Origin of the sequence: Hymenobacter arizonensis (genome assembly GCF_900115775.1) — a bacterium.
Lineage (GTDB): Bacteria > Bacteroidota > Bacteroidia > Cytophagales > Hymenobacteraceae > Hymenobacter > Hymenobacter arizonensis.
Genome location: NZ_FOXS01000001.1, coordinates 1,387,062 through 1,405,932 on the forward strand (window position 1 = coordinate 1,387,062; position 18,871 = coordinate 1,405,932).

Annotated in this window: 17 protein-coding genes; 9 read left to right on the top strand and 8 right to left on the bottom strand. The window is 59.8% G+C overall.

Annotated elements, in window-relative coordinates:
* Nucleotides 1-145: 145 nt before the first annotated feature.
* The 7 genes from BMZ66_RS05830 to BMZ66_RS05860 all read left to right on the top strand — a co-directional run bounded on the left by BMZ66_RS05830 (nt 146) and on the right by BMZ66_RS05860 (nt 9,100).
* A complete protein-coding gene (locus BMZ66_RS05830; RefSeq protein WP_092669902.1) occupies nt 146-961 on the top strand; it encodes a GLPGLI family protein in 816 nt (271 codons plus the stop codon).
* A gap of 8 nt (nt 962-969) precedes the next feature.
* Nucleotides 970-3,774: an outer membrane beta-barrel family protein gene (locus tag BMZ66_RS05835; protein ID WP_092669904.1), complete on the top strand. Its 2,805-nt coding sequence runs from the start codon at nt 970-972 to the stop codon at nt 3,772-3,774.
* Between the two features lie 317 nt (nt 3,775-4,091).
* Nucleotides 4,092-4,526 (top strand): MarR family winged helix-turn-helix transcriptional regulator, encoded by a 435-nt coding sequence (locus tag BMZ66_RS05840; RefSeq protein WP_092669906.1) that lies wholly within the window; start codon nt 4,092-4,094, stop codon nt 4,524-4,526.
* A 184-nt stretch (nt 4,527-4,710) separates the two neighbouring features.
* Complete coding sequence (locus BMZ66_RS05845) at nt 4,711-7,149, top strand: TonB-dependent receptor (RefSeq protein WP_092669908.1); 2,439 nt, start codon at nt 4,711-4,713, stop codon at nt 7,147-7,149.
* Nucleotides 7,150-7,265: 116 nt separating this feature from the next.
* Nucleotides 7,266-8,291: a uroporphyrinogen decarboxylase gene (gene hemE / locus BMZ66_RS05850; protein WP_092669910.1), complete on the top strand. Its 1,026-nt coding sequence runs from the start codon at nt 7,266-7,268 to the stop codon at nt 8,289-8,291.
* A 369-nt stretch (nt 8,292-8,660) separates the two neighbouring features.
* A complete protein-coding gene (locus BMZ66_RS05855) occupies nt 8,661-8,852 on the top strand; it encodes a hypothetical protein (RefSeq protein ID WP_092669912.1) in 192 nt (63 codons plus the stop codon).
* A gap of 38 nt (nt 8,853-8,890) precedes the next feature.
* Nucleotides 8,891-9,100: a zinc ribbon domain-containing protein YjdM gene (locus BMZ66_RS05860; RefSeq protein ID WP_092669914.1), complete on the top strand. Its 210-nt coding sequence runs from the start codon at nt 8,891-8,893 to the stop codon at nt 9,098-9,100.
* 81 nt (nt 9,101-9,181) lie between these two features.
* Here BMZ66_RS05860 and BMZ66_RS05865 read toward each other — a convergent pair whose 3' ends face one another.
* The 5 genes from BMZ66_RS05865 to BMZ66_RS05885 form a co-directional block, all read right to left on the bottom strand.
* Entirely contained in the window at nt 9,182-10,177 is a 996-nt protein-coding gene (locus tag BMZ66_RS05865) for a bifunctional heptose 7-phosphate kinase/heptose 1-phosphate adenyltransferase (RefSeq protein ID WP_092669916.1), read from the bottom strand.
* A gap of 37 nt (nt 10,178-10,214) precedes the next feature.
* Nucleotides 10,215-11,435 carry a pyridoxal phosphate-dependent aminotransferase gene (locus BMZ66_RS05870; RefSeq protein WP_092669918.1) on the bottom strand — a complete coding sequence of 407 codons (1,221 nt, stop codon included), beginning with the start codon at nt 11,433-11,435 and terminating at the stop codon, nt 10,215-10,217.
* A gap of 59 nt (nt 11,436-11,494) precedes the next feature.
* Nucleotides 11,495-13,543 carry a glycosyltransferase family 2 protein gene (locus BMZ66_RS05875; protein ID WP_092669920.1) on the bottom strand — a complete coding sequence of 683 codons (2,049 nt, stop codon included), beginning with the start codon at nt 13,541-13,543 and terminating at the stop codon, nt 11,495-11,497.
* Between the two features lie 136 nt (nt 13,544-13,679).
* On the bottom strand, nt 13,680-14,294 hold the full coding sequence (gene recR / locus BMZ66_RS05880; protein WP_092669922.1) for a recombination mediator RecR: 615 nt from the start codon (nt 14,292-14,294) through the stop codon (nt 13,680-13,682).
* A 116-nt stretch (nt 14,295-14,410) separates the two neighbouring features.
* Complete coding sequence (locus tag BMZ66_RS05885) at nt 14,411-14,692, bottom strand: ATP-dependent Clp protease adaptor ClpS (protein WP_092669924.1); 282 nt, start codon at nt 14,690-14,692, stop codon at nt 14,411-14,413.
* A 266-nt stretch (nt 14,693-14,958) separates the two neighbouring features.
* On the opposite strand from BMZ66_RS05885, the gene BMZ66_RS05890 reads away from it, so the two are divergent.
* Nucleotides 14,959-15,516: a hypothetical protein gene (locus BMZ66_RS05890; RefSeq protein WP_092669926.1), complete on the top strand. Its 558-nt coding sequence runs from the start codon at nt 14,959-14,961 to the stop codon at nt 15,514-15,516.
* A gap of 82 nt (nt 15,517-15,598) precedes the next feature.
* Here the strand turns inward: BMZ66_RS05890 and BMZ66_RS05895 are convergent, their stop codons facing one another.
* The gene (locus BMZ66_RS05895) at nt 15,599-16,243 is read right to left on the bottom strand and encodes a YceI family protein (RefSeq protein WP_092669928.1); all 645 of its coding nucleotides are present in this window, start codon (nt 16,241-16,243) and stop codon (nt 15,599-15,601) included.
* A 107-nt stretch (nt 16,244-16,350) separates the two neighbouring features.
* Nucleotides 16,351-16,806 (bottom strand): MarR family winged helix-turn-helix transcriptional regulator, encoded by a 456-nt coding sequence (locus BMZ66_RS05900; RefSeq protein ID WP_092669930.1) that lies wholly within the window; start codon nt 16,804-16,806, stop codon nt 16,351-16,353.
* Between the two features lie 159 nt (nt 16,807-16,965).
* Between BMZ66_RS05900 and BMZ66_RS05905 the strand changes: the two genes are divergently transcribed.
* Nucleotides 16,966-17,532, top strand: coding sequence for a DUF6799 domain-containing protein (locus BMZ66_RS05905; RefSeq protein WP_092669932.1), 567 nt, complete (start codon nt 16,966-16,968; stop codon nt 17,530-17,532).
* Nucleotides 17,533-17,631: 99 nt separating this feature from the next.
* Here BMZ66_RS05905 and BMZ66_RS05910 read toward each other — a convergent pair whose 3' ends face one another.
* Nucleotides 17,632-18,651: an enolase C-terminal domain-like protein gene (locus BMZ66_RS05910; RefSeq protein ID WP_177204605.1), complete on the bottom strand. Its 1,020-nt coding sequence runs from the start codon at nt 18,649-18,651 to the stop codon at nt 17,632-17,634.
* Between the last annotated feature and the right edge of the window lie 220 nt (nt 18,652-18,871).

An 18,871-nucleotide genomic window follows, 5' to 3' on the forward strand; every position in this document is an offset into this window, starting at 1 on the left:
AAACAACTGGACTAGTTTGGCCAAACAAAAGTACGTCCCTCACCTGCTCATTTGGCGGCGTTAACACTATTTAACACAGAATAACAATACTTTACAAAAGAATGCCGGTGCTTTGTAGCGTTCAATTTTACTACCCTTCAGCACCATGAAAAACGCTGTAAAAAACCTAGTACTAACCTTCGCGGCGGGCCTGCTGGCAGCCGGCGGCGCCCTGGCCCAAACCAGCGGCCGCATCAACTACGAAGCCACCCAGCGCGTGGACCTGAGCCAAGTGCGCATCATAGTAAACGGCCAGGCCATCAAGCCGGGCAGCCCCGAATTCCCTACGGACATCCCCGAAACCCGCTCGTTTGGGCTCACTCTCACCTTTGCCGGCACCGCAGCCAAAGAACAGCGCGAAGGTGGCGGCATGACCATGCGCACCGTGAGCATGAATAGTACCGGCGACAGCCCCGCCAGCGCGCCCCAGGTCACCAACTTTGCCCGGCCCTTTGAGGAAGCCACCTACCTCGACCTGGCCAACCGCACTACCACCACCGTGCTCACGGTGAAAAAGGACGACAACCCCACTACCTACCGTTCCGACGCGCCGATTTCCGCACCCATCAACTGGACGGTGACCAGCAAAACCAAGAAAATTGCCGGCTACACCTGCCGCAAGGCCACGGTGCCCTATAAAAAGGAAACCTACACCGTGTGGTTCACCACCGACCTGCCCTTCACCTACTCGCCAGTGCGCGACCTGACGCCCGAAAAAGGCGTGGTACTGGCCCTCGAAAGCGAGCAGGAGCAATACCGCGCCACCAAACTGGACCTGAAAGCCGTGCCTCAAGCCGAGGTGCAGCCCAACTCCACCGCGCAAAAAGTAACGGCCGCCGAAATGAAGGACGCCCGTGAAAAAGCATTGGCCGACTTCCGCCAAAAGATGATGGAGGGTGGCCTGCGCGGCAACCGCAACTAACTGTACCGATGCGTCTTTTTCTGCTATTGAGCTTGCTGCTCGGCTTGGCTGTGGCCAGCCGGGCGCAGGCCCCTACCCGACCGGGCCAGGGCACCGTGCGCGGTACCCTGGCCGACTCGACCACCGGCAAGGCCATCCGCGAAGCTTCCGTTACGCTCACGCTGGCCAAAGATTCCAGCTACGTCATGTTTGGCATTACGGACGGCGACGGGCAATTTGCCCTCCGCAACGTGGCTCCCGGCAACTACCGGGTGCTGGTAACGGCCCTCGGCTACCGCGCCCAATTGGTGCCCGTGGCCGTAACCGCCGCCAACCCCACCCCCGACCTGGGCCCCCTGCGCCTCGGCGTGCTCTCCCAAAAGCTGGGCGAGGTGGTGGTGACGCAAGAACGTGCGCCCGTGACCGTGCGCGGCGACACCATCGACTTCAATGCCAAGGCCTTCAAAACCCAGCCGAACGCTGCCGTGGAGTCGCTGCTGAAAAAGCTGCCGGGCGTGGAGGTAGACCGCGACGGCAGCATCCGGGCCCAGGGCCAAGCTGTGAACCGCGTGCTGGTCGACGGCAAGCCTTTCTTCGGCGACGACCCCAAAATGGCCACCAAGAACTTGCCGGCCGACATCATCGACAAAGTGCAGCTCTACGACCAGCAGAGCGACCAGTCGGCCTTCAACGGCATCGACGACGGCAACCGCCAGCGTACCCTCAACCTCGTCACGAAGCGCGACAAGCGCAAGGGCTACTTCGGCGCCAACGGCGTGGGCGTGGGCACCGATGGCCGCTACCAGGCCCGCCTCGGCCTGAACCGCTTCAACAACGGCCGCCAGATTTCGGTATTGGCCCAAGCTAACAACCTCAACCAGCAAGGCTTTTCGGACAATGGCGGGCCTTCTTCCGGCGACTTTGGGCCGAGCATGGGCGGGCCCGGAGGCGGAGGCCGGATTCAAATGATGAGCGGCGGGCGCCAGAACGGACCCAGCTCAAGCAACAACCAACCCTCCAGCATCACCGAATCGGGCGCGGTGGGCCTGAACTACCGCGACGCCTGGGGCAAGCGCACCGAAGTAGCCACCAGCTACCTCGCCAGCCGCGCCACCGTGACCACCGACCAGCAGCTGCGGCGCGAAAACGTGGCCGGCATCCCACTCAATGGCCGCGAAACCGGCCCCTCCCTCATCACCGACCAAAGCCTGCTCACCCGCAGCACCACCACCAGCCACCGTTTCAATATGCGGCTCGACTACATGCTCGATTCGCTGACTTCGGTGCGGCTTACGCCCTACGCCTGGTGGCAAACCAACGACCAGAGCCGCCAGAACCGGCAGCAGTCCAGCTCTGCCGGCCGCCTGCTCAACCAGGGCCAAAACCGCTACGAAGGCAACACCAGCAACCCCAACGGCGGCGGCAACGCGCTGCTCATGCGCCGCTTTGCGCGCCCGGGACGCACGTTCTCGGCCAACCTCAACTCCACCCTGAGCAACCAGGACGGCAATGCGTTCAACCGCGCCACCAACACGTTTTTCGACGCCCGCGGCACGCCCATCACCCAGGACCTCAACCAGCGCATCGAACAGTTCACGCCGGTGCGCAACAACACCGTGAGCCTGTCTTACACCGAGCCGCTGTCTTTGCGCAACAAGCTGGAAGCGCACTACAGCTTCACCGATGCGCGCAACAACGGCAGCCGCCTGACCACTGATTTCAACGAGACCAGCGGCCAGTACGACTTGCGAAACCCCAGCCTCAGCAACAATTTTACCAGCTTGTTTCAGGCCAACCGAGCCGGCCTCACGCTGCAAAAGCGCCGCCTGCGCTACACCATTGGCGTGGGCCTGGATGGGCAGCAGGCCGACCTGCGGGTGCGCAATCTTACGGCCGACACTACCATCCTACGCCGCTTCACCAGCCTCCTGCCCAATGCCTTGTTCAACTACACCGGCACCCGCAACCGCTCGCTGCGCCTCAACTACCGCACCCGGCTGAACGCGCCCACCGCCACCCAGTTGCAGCCCGTGCGCGACAACTCCAACCCGCTGAGCGTGCAAACCGGCAACCCCAACCTGCGTCCCGAATACGTGCAGTCGCTCGTTGCCTCTTACTCGCAGTTCGACGCTGGCACCAACCGCAGCGTGTTTGGCCTGCTGAACGGCAGCCGTGTGGACGACCGCATTGTTTCGGCCACGGACTTCAACGCTCGCGGCGTGCAAACCACCCGGCCCGTGAATGCCGATGGCTTCTACAGCCTCACCGGCTACCTGTCGCTGGGCCAGCGCCTGGCCACCCACAAAATCAATCTCAACCTGACCACTAACGCCAGTTTTGTCAAAACCCCCAGCCTGGTAAACGGCCTGCCCAACACCGGCCGCACCTGGAGTCTGGGCCAAGGCGCCAGCGCCAATTCTGCCTTCAACGAGAAGTTGGAATTCGGCATCAGCGCCAACGTCACCTACCAAAACGCCACTTATTCCCGCCTCAGCGAGCAGAACGCCGCCTTCCTCACCCAAACCGTAACCGCCGACGTGTTTTACCAGTTGTCCGCCCGCTTCGTGCTCACTTCCGACGTGTGGTACAGCAACAACACCGGCCGCGCCGCCGGCTTCAACCAACGCATCGTGCTCTGGAATGTCGGGCTGGCCCGGCAGTTCTTCGCCAACAAGCAAGGGGAGCTCAAGCTCCAGGCCTACGACCTGCTGAACCAGAACCGCAGCGTGGTCCGCAACACCACCGAAACCTACGTGGAAGACGTTCGCAGCCGCATCTTGCAGCAGTACTTCCTGTTGAGCTTCACGTATAATCTGCGGCAATTCGGGAAGTAGCTGTTATGCAGCGCGGACCTCAACATCTCATCCGCCCGGGGGAACCTCACCCCCTGACCCCCTCTCCAAAAAAGAGGGGGCACCGGTTCCATGCTTGGTGTAGCGCGGACCCGACGACGCACGGACTAGCAGAGTCCATGCTACACTTCGTCAGGTGCCCCCTCTTTTTTGGAGAGGGGGTCAGGGGGTGAGGTTCCCCCGGGCGAGATGATTCTGTCGGCGGCATAACGTGTTTTCAAAATCCTAACAAATAGAATACCTCTCACACCTACCCATCTTTATGACATATCATAAAACCTCAGTACCTTCGTGGGGTCATGCTGAACTCCATCCTCTTCTACTCGCTCGACAAAGCCATCCGCAGTTACCGCCGGCTGGCCCAGGCCAACATCGACCGGGCGGGGCTGGACATCACCATCGACCAGTGGCTGGTGTTGCGCGTGCTGCTGGAGTACGACGACCTGACCCAACAAGAAATCGCTGAGCGGGTCTTCAAAGACCAGGCCTCGGTGGCCCGCATGCTGGCGCTGCTCACCAAGCGCGGCTTGCTTTCGGCCGTGCCCCTACCCCACGACGGCCGCCGTACCCAACTCCGCGTTACCGAAGCCGGGCAGCAAATGCTTGACGCCGTGCACCCCATCGTCCTCGAAAACCGGGCCACTGCCCTCTCCGGCATCAAAGAGGACGAACTGGCCATGCTCCAACAATTGCTCGAGCGCATTGCGCTCAACTGCGCCCCCGCGGTTAGCTAAGCTCTTCATAATGGGTTGAATCAGCTAATTTATTTTAGACAATACGCCGGCTCGAAGCAACCTTAATGACATATCATAATCTTTGGAATTGCATCTGCATTCACCACTAATAACCCTATTCTTCAGTCTCCTTTTTTCTGCGTTCCAAGCTCTTTCTCACCTTTTTTCTGCAATACCATTCTTTATGAACCATTCCCTCACTTTCCGCCATGCGGCCGTCCTGCTGCTGGCAGCCGGCTTATTTACTGCTACCCAGGAGGCACAAGCACAAGCGAACGTGCGCGGCACGGTGCAGAGCGCCACCAGCAGTCCCATCGAATTTGCTACCGTCACGCTGCACCGCGCGGCCGATTCCACGGTAGTCAAAACCGAATTTAGCGACGTGAAAGGCGCGTTTCAGTTTGAGCGGGCCGCCTTGGGGCGCTACTTGGTTTCGGCCGCACAGGTGGGCTTTGTGCGGCAATGGTCGCAGCCGTTTGAAGTGGCCGGGCAAAGCATAGAACTGCCTGCCCTGGCCCTGGCGACCAATGCCGCTACCCAGCTAAAAGAAGTGCAGGTGATGGGTCAGAAGCCGCTGTATGAGCGCGAAGCCGACCGCACCATCGTCAACGTGGAGGGCTCGACCCTGGCGGCCGGCAATACCTCGCTGGATGTGCTGCGCCGCTCCCCCGGCGTGACCGTGGACGGCAACGACAACCTGGCCCTGCGCGGCCGTCAAGGCTTGCTGGTGCTCATCGACGGCAAGCGCCAGCCCATGACCGGCTCCGAGCTGGCCGACTACCTGCGCGCCCTGCCCGCCGAGCAGCTCAAGAGCATTGAGCTCATTACCAACCCGCCGGCCAAGTACGACGCCCAGGGCGGCGCCGGCATCATTGCCATCAACCTCAAAAAAGACCAGCGCTTGGGCACCAACGGCACCGTGAATCTCACCTACGGCCGCGGGGAGTTCAACCGGTATACCGGTGGCCTGAGCGTGAACCACCGCCAGAAAAACATCAACCTGTTCGGCTCCTACAACTACGCCGACCGTGCTTTTCTGAACCTGCTGAACATTCACCGGGATTTTTATGCCCGGCCCACCGCCACCGGGCGAGCTTTGACAAGCACTTCCGACCAGGAAAACATCAACCCGGTCAATCTGCAGTCGCACAGCTGGCGCGGCGGGCTGGATTATAACCTGTCAGAAAAAACCACGATTGGGGCTGTCTTAAACGGTCTAGACAACCAAAACTCCACCGACGGCACCAACCGGACGGCATTGAACGACTTGGAACGCGGCCGGGAACTGCGCTACAACTCCACCAACAACAGCCGGAACCGGCTGGATAACCTGTCCGGCAACCTCAACTTTCGGCACACCTTCACCAACACCTTTGGCTCGCAGGAACTCACCGCCGATGCCGACTACGCCACCTACCGCACCCGCCGGGCCCAACGGCTCAACACCTTTTTTGCGAATGAGCCAACCGAAGCCAACAGCCTCGACCAGGACGGCCGGCTGACCATTCAGTCGGTAAAAGCCGATTACACCCAGGCCCTGAACAAGCAGCTGCGGTTGGAGCTGGGAGCGAAATCCAGCCTGGTGACGGCTGACAACGACCTGAAATTCTTCAACGATGCCTTGCTGGATTTAAACCGCTCGAACCGCTTCCGCTACGACGAAAACATCAACGCGGGCTACGTCAACCTGAACTACAGCCTACCCAAACTCACGCTGCAGGCGGGCCTGCGCGGCGAGCAAACCAAGGCCGTGGGCAAACAGGACCGCGAAGTGGAATACAAAGATTTCACGCGCAACTACTTCCAGCTGTTCCCGAGCGCGGCCGTCAAGCGCAAGCTGAGCGAAACCCACGAGCTGGACCTCTCCCTGAGCCGGCGTATTGACCGGCCAGGCTATCAGCAGCTCAACCCCTTCCGTCAGCTTATCGACCGCACCACCTCGGGCGGTGGCAACCCCGAGCTGCTGCCCCAAACCAGCTACAACGTCGAGCTGACGCATACTTTCAAGCAGAAGTACAGCGCCGGCCTGAGCTACAGCCGCACCAGCGACCCCATCATCAACACGGTGCAGCCCGAAACCGACAGCACGGTGGTCTCGACCTTCCGCAACCTCGACCTGCAGCACTACTACGCCCTCACCCTGACGGCCCCCGTGGACATCACCAAGTGGTGGAAGACCTACAACAACGCCGTGCTCTACTACAACCGCTTCAACGGCGAAGTAGCTGGCACCAACCTCGACCAAGGCGGCGTGACCGTGAGCCTGACGTCGAACCACACCTTCACCTTCGGCAAGGGCTGGAGCGCCGAGCTGAACGGCCGCTACCAGTCGCGGCAAGTGGATGGTTTCTTTGTGTCGCGGCCGAATGGCGATGTGAGCGCCGGCGTGCAAAAAAGCCTCTGGGAGCGCAAAGCCACGATAAAACTGTCTGTGAATGACATCTTTTTCACGCAAATCGGGCGCGTTACTTCCACCTACGATAACTACGTGGAGCGTTTCTACCTGCGCCGCGATACGCGCTTCGCAAACCTGACCTTTAGCTACCGTTTTGGCAACGACAAGCTGGCCCCCACACGCCGCCGCAGCGGCGGGGCCGAAGACGAGAAGCGCCGCGCCGGGTAACGTTTTAGCTGTTAGCTAATAGCTGCTGGCTGTTAGCTCACCGTCTAGTACGGGCTAGCAGCCGGCAGCTATTAGCTAACAGCGAAATGAGACCGGTCGTACCTTTGCCCCCGTCTATGCTGAAAAACGACCTTTTCCTTCGCGCCGCTCGCGGCGAAGCCACCGAGCGCACGCCCGTGTGGCTGATGCGCCAAGCCGGCCGCATCCTTCCCGAATACCGCGCCCTGCGTGGCCGCCTCTCCGGCTTCAAAGAGCTGGTGGAAACCCCCGCCCTGGCCGCCGAAGTCACCATCCAGCCCATCGATGCGCTGGACGTGGACGCTGCCATCATCTTCTCCGACATTCTGGTGGTGCCCGATGCCATGGGCCTGCCCTACGAAATGGTAGAAGCCCGCGGCCCGCTGTTTCCCAATGTCATCAAGTCGGCTGCCGACGTGGAGAAGCTCCGCATTCCTGACCCCGAGGAAGGCCTCGGCTACGTGCTCGAAGCCCTGCGAATCACCAAAAAAGCGTTGAATGGCCGCGTGCCCCTCATCGGCTTCGCCGGCGCTCCCTGGACTATTCTGGCCTACATGGTGGAAGGCCACGGCTCCAAAACCTTCTCGAAAGCCCGCGGCATGCTCTACCGCGAGCCTGCGCTAGCCCACCAGCTGCTAGCCAAAATCACGGCTACTACCATTGCTTACCTGAAGGCCCAGGTGGCCGCGGGTGCGCAGGTGGTGCAAGTGTTCGACTCCTGGGCCGGCATTTTGCCGCCTGACCACTACCGCGAGTTCTCGACGCGCTACATCACCGAAATCACCGAGGCCCTGGCCCCGTTGGTGCCCGTCACGGTGTTTGCCAAAGGCGCCTGGTGGGCCGTCGAAGATTTCGCCGCCACCTCCTGCCGCACCATCGGCCTCGACTGGAACCAGGACCCCGCTCAGGTGCGCCTGCAAGCCGGCAACAAAACCCTGCAAGGCAACCTCGACCCCTGCGCCCTCTACGGCACGCCCGAGCAGGTGAAAGCCGCTACCGAAACCATGCTTCGCAAGTTTGCCGGCGGCCCCCACATTGCCAACCTTGGCCACGGCGTGTACCCGGACACCAATCCGGACAACGTGCGCGTGTTTGTGGACACGGTGAAGGCCTGGCGCGGGTAATAATCGCGCCATTGCAGTGAGGGTTAACCCTTTATTATCGTGCTATTAGCTCTGAAGAAAAAGCTATTCGTACGGTCATGTTGAGCCGAACCGAAGGTCGCCGTAGGCAAGCATCTCTCTTGGGGTAGTAACCCAATCGTCTGTCATGCTGAGGCACGAAGCAAGCACCTTATCCCCGCGAGACGAATCGTTGAAGCGTGAGAAGATGCTTCGCAGGCTCAGCATGACAGACGTTTAATAACGAAGCGAGCGAGAGGCTTGCCTACGGCGACCTTCGGTTCGGCTCCGCTCAGCATTACCGTACGTATGCTTATCCTGTCTCCTTTAAGGCGATTGGTACCCCTATTTGCGCCTGAAACAACAATCATTATGGCTTCTTCATTCGGCTCTACCTTTTACATCACGCTGGCTCTGCTACTGGGCCTTCTGTTTTTCATGTGGCGCTGGTTCCTGAAGAAACCGGAACGCACGGGCATGGAAACCTTTATGGTGGTCCTAATTTCCCTTGGCAGCCTGTCGCCGGTGCTTTTCCTGGCGTATCTGCTGCTTTTCCGCAGCTAGTTTCGGGCTCCTTATCCAACCACCTCCCCTTTCCACTCATGGACGTTAAAGACAGCAACGGAACTCTGCTCGCTGAAGGCGACTCGGTCACCCTCATCAAAGACCTTAAAGTCAAAGGCTCCTCCCTCATCTTGAAGCGCGGCACGATGGTCAAAAACATCCGCCTAACCAACAGCGCAGGCGAGATTGAGGGCCGCGCCGGAGGCAGCACGATGGTGCTCAAAACTGAATTCCTGAAGAAGGCTTAAGCTCCAAGCAGCTCCTGAAACGCAAGTCGGCCCCGGATATACTTACGGGGCCGTCTTTCTTTAGACGCAATGTGGTTTTGACTACAATTCTGCGTCAATTGCTTCCTGAAGCAGCAGCTGCTTCTCTACCGGCACCACGCCCACCTGCTCGCAAACCAGCCCGCCGCCCAAGTTGGCTAGGGCGGCCGTGAAAGCCGGCGGGCAGTCTAGCGCCACGCACAGCGCCGCGATGCTAATCACAGTATCCCCGGCTCCGGATACATCAGAAATCTTGCGCAAATGGGCCGGCAAATAAGTCTTTTGTCCATCACGCTGAGCAAAAACCCCATACTCTGAGAGCGTGACTAGTACCGTTTCAGGCTCAAGCACTTCGCGCAGGCGCGTCACGGCAGCCTCAAAGCCGGGGCGGTCCGAGTCGGGGTCACCGAATTCGAGCTTGAGTCCTTCGCGCAGCTCCTTCAGGTTGGGCTTGAAGAGGGTGCAATGGCGGTAAGCCAGGAAATTCTTCTTCTTGGGGTCCACCACCGTGGGAATGCCGCGCCGGCGGGCCCGCGCAATGCACTCGGTGATGATTGCCTCGTTGAGCACACCCTTGTCGTAGTCCTCGAATACGACCACGTCGGCGCGGGCCAAGAGGTCGTCGTAAGCGGCCAGTAGCTCCGCCCCTTCCGACGCAGATATGTCGGTTTCTACCTCGGAATCGATGCGCAGTAGCTGCTGGCCGTGAGCAATAATGCGCTGCTTAACGGTGGTGGGCCGATACGCGCTGCGAATAATGCCATCCGACGACAGGTGCCGCTCGTGCAGCAATTGCAGCAGCTGGTCGCCGCCGGTGTCGGTGCCGATTACGGCGCAGAGTAGCGGCGTGGCGCCCAGGGCCTGCACATTCAGAGCCACGTTGGCGGCACCGCCGAGGCGCTGCTCGGTGCGGGCCACATGCACAATGGGCACCGGCGCCTCCGGCGAAAGCCGCGTGGAACGGCCCCATACGTAGGCATCGACCATCACATCGCCGATGATTAGGACGCGCAGGTTGTTAAAATTATCAAAAAGGGTATGCAGGGAATCAACAGACATTTTGCAAATGTAGGAACGCGGCTTGGCGTGCGGGTTTTTAGAGCTTAGCCAGGCTCTCCTTCACCCGCCGGAATGCCTCCACGAGTTTCTCATCGGCTGCTGCGGTGCTGAAGCGGATGCAGTCGGGCGCGCCAAATGCTTCGCCCGATACCGCCGACACCAAGGCATCGTTCAGTAGGTACATGGCTAAATCGGTCGCGTTGTTGATGGTGCTGCCACCGGGGGCGGTGCGACCGAAAAAGGCCGATACTTCCGGGAAGATGTAAAAAGCGCCGCTTGGGATAGGCGTTTTCAGCCCGGGAATGTCCTTCACAATGTCCAGCACCAGGTCGCGGCGGCGGCGGTAAGCGGCCACCATCTCATCGGCCGAGGCACGGCCACCGTTCAGGGCGGCAACCCCGGCGCGTTGGGCGATGGAGCAGGTGCCCGAGGTAATCTGGCTCTGCATCTTGTCACAGGCGGAGGCAATGTCCGGGCGCGCGGCCAGGTAGCCGAGGCGCCAGCCCGTCATGGCGTAGCCTTTCGAGAAGCCGTTCACGGTAATCACCCGGTCTTTCACCTCCGGAAACTGGGCCAGGCTCACGTGCTCGCCCACGAAGTTGATGTACTCGTAAATCTCATCGGCCAAGGCGTACACGTGGGGGTGGCGGGCCAAAACGGCAGCAATGGCGCCCAGCTCCTCGCGGCTAAACACCGACCCCGTCGGGTTGCAGGGCGACGAATACATGACGAGCTTGGTGCGCTCCGTGATGGCCGCCTCGAGCTGCTCGGCCGTCACTTTGTAGTCGTTTTCGAGGGTGCCCACCAGCGGAACAGTGGTGCCCTCGGCCAGCTTCACCATCTCCTCGTAGCTCACCCAATAGGGCGAAAACACGATAACCTCATCCCCCGGATTTACGAGGCTGAGCACGGCATTAGCCAGCGACTGCTTGGCGCCGGTGCTCACCACAATCTGGGTGGGCAGGTATTCCAGCTGGTTGTCGCGCTTAAACTTGTCGCAAATGGCCTGGCGCAGCTCCGGAATACCGGGCACGGGCGTGTAGAAGGTGTAGCCGTCGTCCAAGGCTTTTTTGGCGGCGTCCTTGATGTACTGCGGCGTCTGAAAATCAGGCTCGCCGAAGCTGAGGTTAATAACATCGAAGCCCTTGGCAATGAGCTCGCGGCATTTTTTGGCCATGGCGATGGTCGCCGATTCATTCATTGCCTGCACGCGGTCGGAGAGCGGCGAAGTGGTCGCGAGGGTAGCGGTATTGGACATGAGGAGCGGGAGGGGGAATGAGGGTACAAAGTTACGCCGGCCTGCGGACGAAGATGGAATTACCCCAAGCGCCGCCAGCAGCGCCAGAGCACGCTCAGGTCCATGCTGGGTTCGTAATCCTTGGCGTAAAGTAGCTCCAATCGGCGCAATGTGACTTCGGTGAGCGGCGTGCCCGACACGGCGGCATCGGCGGGCGACAGCACCGCGGGCACCGCCCGGGCCGACCCCGCCATGTGGCGCAGCCCGACCCACGTGCGGCTCCCGACCAGTACAGAAAAGCAGTTTTTCAGAAACCCAGCCTTAGTAGGCTGAAACCAAATCAGCAACGGCGCCAGCACCAGCAGGCCCACACTGGTCAGCACATCGAGCAGGCGCTTGGCGCGGGCCTGCCGGGGTTGGTACAGGTTCAGGGCAATGTCGAGGGTGTAGTAGTCGCCGGGCCGGTCTTTGCTGCTGCTGCCGATGATGTACTGGCTGTCTTCGGGCAGGATTTTGTAGGCCACCCGCGGTTCGGCGGGCAAGCTGAGCATGAGGGCGATGATTTGGCTCGCCGGCAGGTCTTTGCCGCAGAAAATCAGCTCATCCAAAGCATACAGGCGGATAATATCGGCCAACTGGCGCAGCTCGCCCAGCGGCTCTTCGAGCGGTTCGGCAGCGGCGTAGCCGAAGGGAGAGGCGTACGCCATTTCCACGGCAACGGCTTTGGGTGCCATGCTCACGTAGCCGATTACGCGGGCCTTCACCCCGGCCGCTTCCAGCAGGTGGCGCACGCGGCGGCTTTCGGGCCCCGAGCCCACAATGGCAATGTTCTTTTGGCGGCGCTCGCTCAGGCGCAGGTCGCGGTACTTCATGAAGTGGGCCAGCAGCTGCCGCCCCACCACGGCCGCCACGGCCCAGGCGCTACCCAATATTATCAGGGCCTTGGAAAAGCGCCAGGCATCGAGAAAGTTAGACGCGGCCGAAATCAGGAGCGTTCCCACAAAAATACCCCGCACCACCCGGGACGTTTTCACGGGCGGGTCGTAGGCGCCACTCAGGTAGGCCGACGTCAGCCAGACGAGAATGTAGGCGGGCACGGCCACGGCCATGTATTGCGGCGGGTAGTCGCCGGGCACAAACTTGTGGTTGTTCTCCCAGTACGATTTCAGGAAATACATGCCCACCCAAATCAGGGTGGCGTCGAGCAGCAGCGGGGCCACCCGCACCGCCAGGCGCTCGAGCAAAGCCGCGCCGGCCCGCAGCCAGATTGCCGCGTTTATGAGCAGCGAAAACAGCCCGGCCCGGCCCGGCGCGAAGTGCTTCCGGGCGAAAACCACCATGGCCCGGTAGAACACAAACACAAAATTTACGCTGGTGCGCTTCGTGCTTTCGCCCTTGTAATGAATGATGCGGGTGCCGGGGTAGTAGTAGTTTTTCCAGCCGCCCCGGGTGAGGCGGTACGAGAGGTCGATGTCCTCGCCGTACATGAAATAGTCTTCGTCGAGCAGGCCAACCTGGTCGAGCGCTTCCTTGCGCAGCAGCATAAAAGCGCCGCTGAGCACCTCTACTTCGTGGGTTTCTTCGGGGCTGAGGTAGCCGAGGTGGTAGCGGCCAAAGGTGCGCGACTTGGGCATGAGTTTCGCCAAGCCAAACATCTTGTAGAAGGCCACCGCGGGTGTGGGCAGGGCCCGCTTGCTCTCGGGCAGAAACTGGCCCTGGCCGTCGAGCATTTTCACACCCAGCCCCCCGCAGTTGGGGTGCGCGTCCATAAACTCGCAGCAGGCCCGGAAGGTGTCTTCCTCCACCACCGTGTCGGGGTTCAGCAGGAGCTGATACTCGCCGGTGGCGCGCCGCAGGGCTTGGTTGTTGGCCTTGGAGAAACCCGGATTGTCGCGGTTGGCAATCAGGACCACTTCCGGAAACCGTTCTTTCACCATGGCCACCGAGCCATCTACCGAGTTGTTGTCGACCACAAACACCTCCACCGGCTGGCCGAGCTTTTCTACCGCCCGCCGAACGGATAGCAGCGCCTGCTCCAGAAAATAGCAGACGTTATAGTTGACAATAACGACGGAGAGCTTCACCACAGTGACGAAATTAAGACCTTGCCCGCCATTGCGTGGCGACATGGTTATACATTTAAGCAATCCAACACCGAAGACATAAAAAGCGACAAGCCCATGGCCACTGTAGCAGTGCCATGGGCTTGTATTACTAATAGGTTAAGTCTGATTAAGCGTAACTAGATTGGGCTTTTCTCCCGCCCTACCGCGCCTGGCGCAGGCGCTCAACAATGCTGCGGCCCAGCGTGATTTCGTCGGCGTATTCCAGTTCGCCGCCCATGGGAATGCCGCGGGCAATGGTGCTGATGTGCACGTTGGGCAGGTCGCGCAGACGGCGCGACAGGTAAAAGGCCGTCGTGTCGCCCTCCATGGTGGGGCTGATGGCAAGAATTACCTCGCGGATTTCCGAGTCTTCAATGCTGGCGCGCTCCACCAAGGAGTCGATGTGCAAATCAGAAGGCCCTACGCCTTCAATGGGGGAGATAACGCCGCCCAGCACGTGGTACACGCCTTTGTACTGGCCCGTATTCTCAATGGCAATAACGTCGCGCACATCCGATACCACGCACACCAGGCTGTGGTCGCGCAGCTTGTTGGCACAGATGCCGCACTCCTCGGCGTCGGAAATGCTGTGGCAGGTGCGGCAATAAGTGATTTCAAACCGCATTTTGGCCAACGCTTCGGCCAGGGAGGCGGTGGTGTCCATCTCGGCTTTGAGCAGGTGCAGGGCCAGGCGCAACGCCGTCTTGCGCCCAATGCCGGGCAGGCGAGACAACTCGCCCACTGCGTTTTCAATCAGTTTAGAAGGAAATTCCATTCAGTATCAGCTATTGGCTTATAGCTGTTGGCTGTTGGCTCTGGGAACTGCCGCTGGAGGTCAACCAATAAATGACCGAAAAGCAAACAGCCAATAGCTACGAGCTAACAGCTTATTTAAACGACATCGGCCGAAATGCCGCGGTCGTGGATGGCGGTGCAAAGCGGCTCCAATTCCTCGTAAGTGCCAATTTTAACCGCGCACTGCCCTTTGTAGTGGATGAGCAGCGTGCATTGCTCGGCCTGCTCGGGCTGGTGGCCACACACGTCAATCAGGGTTTTGATGACGTGGTCGAAGGTATTGACCTCGTCGTTGTACACAACGAGGTTGCGTAGCTCGACTTCTTCTTCGAGCAGCAATACCTCCTCATCGTAATCAATTTGCGGGCGAGTGTTCATAAGGCAAATTTACGCAGGAAAGCCCGCGTGGGGCAGCTGATAATAACTGAAATTGTAGTCAAATCGTTTCCTTGCGTTTGGGCGATTTTAGCAGGTTATCGGAACAGTGAGCTCATGCCTAGCCGATGCATTTCAGGGAACGAAATAGTTCGGTAGCAAGCTGGCTCGTTGACGCACGCTGTAGTTTTCAGTCCCCATAACAACTATTACCCTTTGCTTTCGAATAACCCAAGCTGTTACGCGTTTCCATTAGCTCCCGTCACTAAATGCCCGTCCCCTCCCCCGATTTTAAAAAAGCCCTCAAGCGTTTGTCCGAAGCCGAGAAGGAAGCGCTGCTCCTGCGGGCCGTGCGCCGCGACGCCGAGCTCTACGAAACCTACCGCTACGAGCTGGTGGCCGACGTGACGCTCGCCCAAATCCAGGAAGAGGCCGCCGACCGCATCCACGAGCTGTTCAACCTAGCAGTATCGGGCCGCCTGCTCAATCGCAGCCTGGTAAAAGCCCTGCGGGCCAGCGTGCAAGAGGCCGCCCGGGCCCGCCGCATCACCAAAAACAAGCAATTGGAAGTCGACTTGCTGCTTTACGTTCTCCGGCAGTGCACCGACAACTATTCCGGGCAGTTCGACAGCGTGTACGACGGCTTTTTCAATGCCACGGCCCGGCTGGCAGCGCGGTTGCCGGCCTTGGTACTCAAACACCTGCACGAAGACCTGTGGGTCGAATACAAACCCGAGCTCGATGAGCTGCTTGAGGCCTTGCACGCGCGCAGCAAGAGCCGCCACCTCAAGTTCGAGCTGCCCAGAACCTTCACTGTTCCGGAATAAAAAAAGCCCGCCATAACTGGCGGGCTTTTTCGGCTACTGGTATTCCAGGCCACAACATCCGGCAAAGCGGACGGTGCCGAAATTACGAATTCTTGGCGATGACGTTGAAAGTCAGGTCGAAGGTGTCGTTGATGGCTTTGTCGCCGAGGCTGTCGAAGAACGACTTCGAGCCGTACTTCAGGCCAAACTTGGTGCGGTCGATGGTCACTTTGCCCGTGGCGGCGGCCACACCTTGCTTTACGCCCACTTTGGCGGGGAAGCTGATGCGCTGCGTCACGCCCTTGATGGTCATGTCGCCGGTGATGGTGGCGTTGTCAGCATCCTTGGCGGCACCTTTGATGGGGGCCACGCTCACAATTTTGAAGGTCGAGGTTGGGTTTTTCTCTACGCCAAAGAAATCTTCGCTGGTCATGTGACCCACAAATTTGCCGTGGCTCTCGGTATCGGTGATGTCGGTGGCCTTCATGCTCTTCATGTCCACAATCACGGTGCCACCCACTACGGCGTTGCCTTTCACCAGCAGTTGGCCTTCGGTGAAGTTCATGGTGCCGTTGTGGCCGTGAGTTACGGCTTTGCCTTCCCAGCCCAGGGTGCTCAGCTGCGGCTGAACCTTGTAGGCCGCCGAGTTGGCAGCCATTTTCTCGCTGTTCATTTTTTGCGCCGAAGCAACAGGAGCAGCACCAAGTATGGCAACTGCGAACAGGGCGGGCAACAGGATTTTTTTCATCTGAAAAAGAAATTTAAAAAAGGGAGTTGTTAAAAAAGAAGGCAGCGGATGGGCCGCAAGGGAAAAACGTGTTGGGCGGATGAAGGCATCCGGAAGTGAAAAACCGATTACTCCACCGACCTGATTTTGTCGAGCAGGGTGTTAAGTTGGTGCAATTCGGTGGCGTTGAGCTGAGTGACTCCACTGCTTTGCGTAACGCCGGCTTCCTCAATGCGCTCAAGCAGGTCGAGGCCGGCTTTGGTGATGCGAATGTCGACGGCGCGGCGGTTGGCGGGGCAAACGGTGCGCGTCACTAACTTCTTCTCTTCCAGGCGGTCTACTATACGGGAAGCATTGCTCGTTTTGTCCAGCATCCGCTCAATGAGCAGGGCTACGGTAGCGGGCAAGGGGTGCTGGCCGCGCAAAATGCGCAGGATGTTAAACTGCGGTAAAGTCAAGCCAAACGTCTTGAACGCCGCGGCCTGACGGAGTTGGAGCCAGCCCGCGGTGTACACCAGGTTTATGTAAGCTTTCTGGTGCTCGTCTTTGAAAATGGGCTGCTTGATTTCGTCTTCGATGCGCATGGGATGATGTGGAATCGGATGCAAATTTATGTACATACATTTAATGTTGCAACATTGTTCCCGTTTATTTTGAATTAAATTATTGTTGCCTGAGCGGTAGCTCATCAAATTAGCTAAAAACCCGTATTCTCGCAGATTCATTCTCCATTTCCCCGCTATATGAAACGCATTCTCTTTGGGTTGCTCGCCGTTGCTTGCCTGGCTACCGCCCCTCGCCCCGTAGCGGCCCAGGACGGGGGCTTCCCCGTGAAGACCACCGCCCGCACACAGTTCGTGTTCAAGGACGGCGAAGTAGTGCGCCGCGAAGGCAGCCAGATTACTCCCCTGACCCAAAACGTGAAGCTAGCTGGCGGCGTCAAAATCAACTACAAGAGCGGCATCGTGGAAATGCCCGCCGATAAAGTCCATCCCAAGGGCAAAAAGCTAACCCTGCGCGAAGGCGACTACGTGCGGGCCGATGGCGGGGTGGTATTTGCCACGCCCGGCAGCGCAGCAGCAGCGCGGGGCGAGGCACCCAACGGGCCCAGCGGCAAGTTCAACACCTATGTAGAGCGGGGCACGACGTTCGTTGACCCGGCCGTACAAATGAACTTCCTTAACAAGAAAGTGGAGCTGCTGACGCAAAAAGTCAACCTCCTCAGCCAAGGCCGCACCGACATGCCCGACACCAAGGACATCGACGCTCAACTGGCCCAGCTTGATGCGCAAATGAAAGCGCCGAAATAAAGCTCTCTGCAAAAACGACTCCTGAGCAACGTTATAACGCTCAATCAAAAAGCCAAACCCCAGCATGGAGGTTTGGCTTTTTTTATGTTATAAACCCCGTTATCCGGCTTTTTCCTCCCGCAGGCAAAGCTGCCCTGCCTCCTCCCCTACCACCCCAAACGGCTCGTCCTTCACAATCAGAAAGCCGTCGAGGTCGTGCACATCCGCCAGCGCGCTGATGTGGAGCGCCGCGGCAATGCCCACGCTGGTTTCCACCATGCAGCCGAGCATGGGCGTGAGGCCGTGGGCCCGCGTTTGCCGCAGCAAGTCGATGCCGCGCCGAAAGCCGCCGGCTTTCATCAGCTTCACGTTCACGCCGTGAAACTGCTGCGCGATGGCTGCAAAATCGGCGGTATCCGTCACCGACTCATCGGCCAGAAGCGGCACCGAGCTGCGCGGGCGCAGGTAGCGGTAGTCATCGGCCAGGGCCGCGGGCAAGGGCTGCTCCAGAAAGCGCAGCCGCAGGCCGGGCAGCGTCGCCGCCTGTTCTAGAAACTGCAGTACAGCGTCGGCATCGGGCCAGGCCTCGTTGCCGTCTACCAGCAAAGCGTGGTTGGGCAGGGCCCGGGCTACTTCGGCCAGCAAGCCGAGGCCCGCGGCTTGATTTACCTTGATTTTAAGAACCTCAAACCGTGCCGCGTTCTGCTGGCGAAGGAAGCCGGCTACTTCCTCTGGCTCCATAATGGGCAGCGAAAACGCAGTGGGCACGCGGCGGGCCGGTGCTGGCACGCCCAGCCACTGCCACACCGGCTGCCCGGCGCAGGCCGCCAGCCATTGCACCAGGGCGGCCTCCAGGCCAAAGCGCAGGGCGTGGGCGGTGGGCTGCTCTGCCAGTAGAGCATCCAGCGCTGCCAGCGAGGTTACTTCGGCCAAGCCACTGGCCTGCAAGGCGGCAAACTGTTGCGTCAGTAGCTCCGGCGATTCGCCGTACCGCACGTTGGGGGCGGCCTCGCCTATGCCTTGTTGGCCCTGGCCGGCTATGCGCAGCAGCAGGTTGGTTTTGGTGGCGCTGGCGTTGCGGGCTATTTTCCAGACGTAGTTGAGGTGCAGCTGCTGGGCAGTCAGGGTCCAGATGGGCATAAGGGGAAAGCAAGGGCGGGCGCCGAAGATGCAGCCAAAAGTTTGGACAACCCGTGCCGTGGCCCTGTGGGCCGCCTTGGGCAGGCCGTACAATGGTCCTAAACGGTCCGAAGAGCTACTCATTGTGGCGTTTTTCGGGAGCCGGGCAACCTGCAATAAGGGCCGCACAGGTTTGCTGGCGGAAGAATGCCGTTCTTTATGCCCTCATTCCATTCCCTCG

What these genes read in the sequence shown, in the direction of transcription:
- BMZ66_RS05855 (WP_092669912.1), top strand. Translation starts at nt 8,661, where the DNA reads ATGGCTTCTTCATTCGGCTCTACCTTTTACATCACGCTGGCTCTGCTA.
- recR (WP_092669922.1), bottom strand. Translation starts at nt 14,294, where the DNA reads ATGGAATTTCCTTCTAAACTGATTGAAAACGCAGTGGGCGAGTTGTCT.
- BMZ66_RS05870 (WP_092669918.1), bottom strand. Translation starts at nt 11,435, where the DNA reads ATGTCCAATACCGCTACCCTCGCGACCACTTCGCCGCTCTCCGACCGC.
- BMZ66_RS05895 (WP_092669928.1), bottom strand. Translation starts at nt 16,243, where the DNA reads ATGAAAAAAATCCTGTTGCCCGCCCTGTTCGCAGTTGCCATACTTGGT.
- BMZ66_RS05830 (WP_092669902.1), top strand. Translation starts at nt 146, where the DNA reads ATGAAAAACGCTGTAAAAAACCTAGTACTAACCTTCGCGGCGGGCCTG.
- BMZ66_RS05860 (WP_092669914.1), top strand. Translation starts at nt 8,891, where the DNA reads ATGGACGTTAAAGACAGCAACGGAACTCTGCTCGCTGAAGGCGACTCG.
- BMZ66_RS05885 (WP_092669924.1), bottom strand. Translation starts at nt 14,692, where the DNA reads ATGAACACTCGCCCGCAAATTGATTACGATGAGGAGGTATTGCTGCTC.
- BMZ66_RS05835 (WP_092669904.1), top strand. Translation starts at nt 970, where the DNA reads ATGCGTCTTTTTCTGCTATTGAGCTTGCTGCTCGGCTTGGCTGTGGCC.
- BMZ66_RS05840 (WP_092669906.1), top strand. Translation starts at nt 4,092, where the DNA reads ATGCTGAACTCCATCCTCTTCTACTCGCTCGACAAAGCCATCCGCAGT.
- BMZ66_RS05865 (WP_092669916.1), bottom strand. Translation starts at nt 10,177, where the DNA reads ATGTCTGTTGATTCCCTGCATACCCTTTTTGATAATTTTAACAACCTG.
- BMZ66_RS05875 (WP_092669920.1), bottom strand. Translation starts at nt 13,543, where the DNA reads ATGTCGCCACGCAATGGCGGGCAAGGTCTTAATTTCGTCACTGTGGTG.
- BMZ66_RS05890 (WP_092669926.1), top strand. Translation starts at nt 14,959, where the DNA reads ATGCCCGTCCCCTCCCCCGATTTTAAAAAAGCCCTCAAGCGTTTGTCC.
- BMZ66_RS05910 (WP_177204605.1), bottom strand. Translation starts at nt 18,651, where the DNA reads ATGCCCATCTGGACCCTGACTGCCCAGCAGCTGCACCTCAACTACGTC.
- BMZ66_RS05900 (WP_092669930.1), bottom strand. Translation starts at nt 16,806, where the DNA reads ATGCGCATCGAAGACGAAATCAAGCAGCCCATTTTCAAAGACGAGCAC.
- hemE (WP_092669910.1), top strand. Translation starts at nt 7,266, where the DNA reads ATGCTGAAAAACGACCTTTTCCTTCGCGCCGCTCGCGGCGAAGCCACC.
- BMZ66_RS05905 (WP_092669932.1), top strand. Translation starts at nt 16,966, where the DNA reads ATGAAACGCATTCTCTTTGGGTTGCTCGCCGTTGCTTGCCTGGCTACC.
- BMZ66_RS05845 (WP_092669908.1), top strand. Translation starts at nt 4,711, where the DNA reads ATGAACCATTCCCTCACTTTCCGCCATGCGGCCGTCCTGCTGCTGGCA.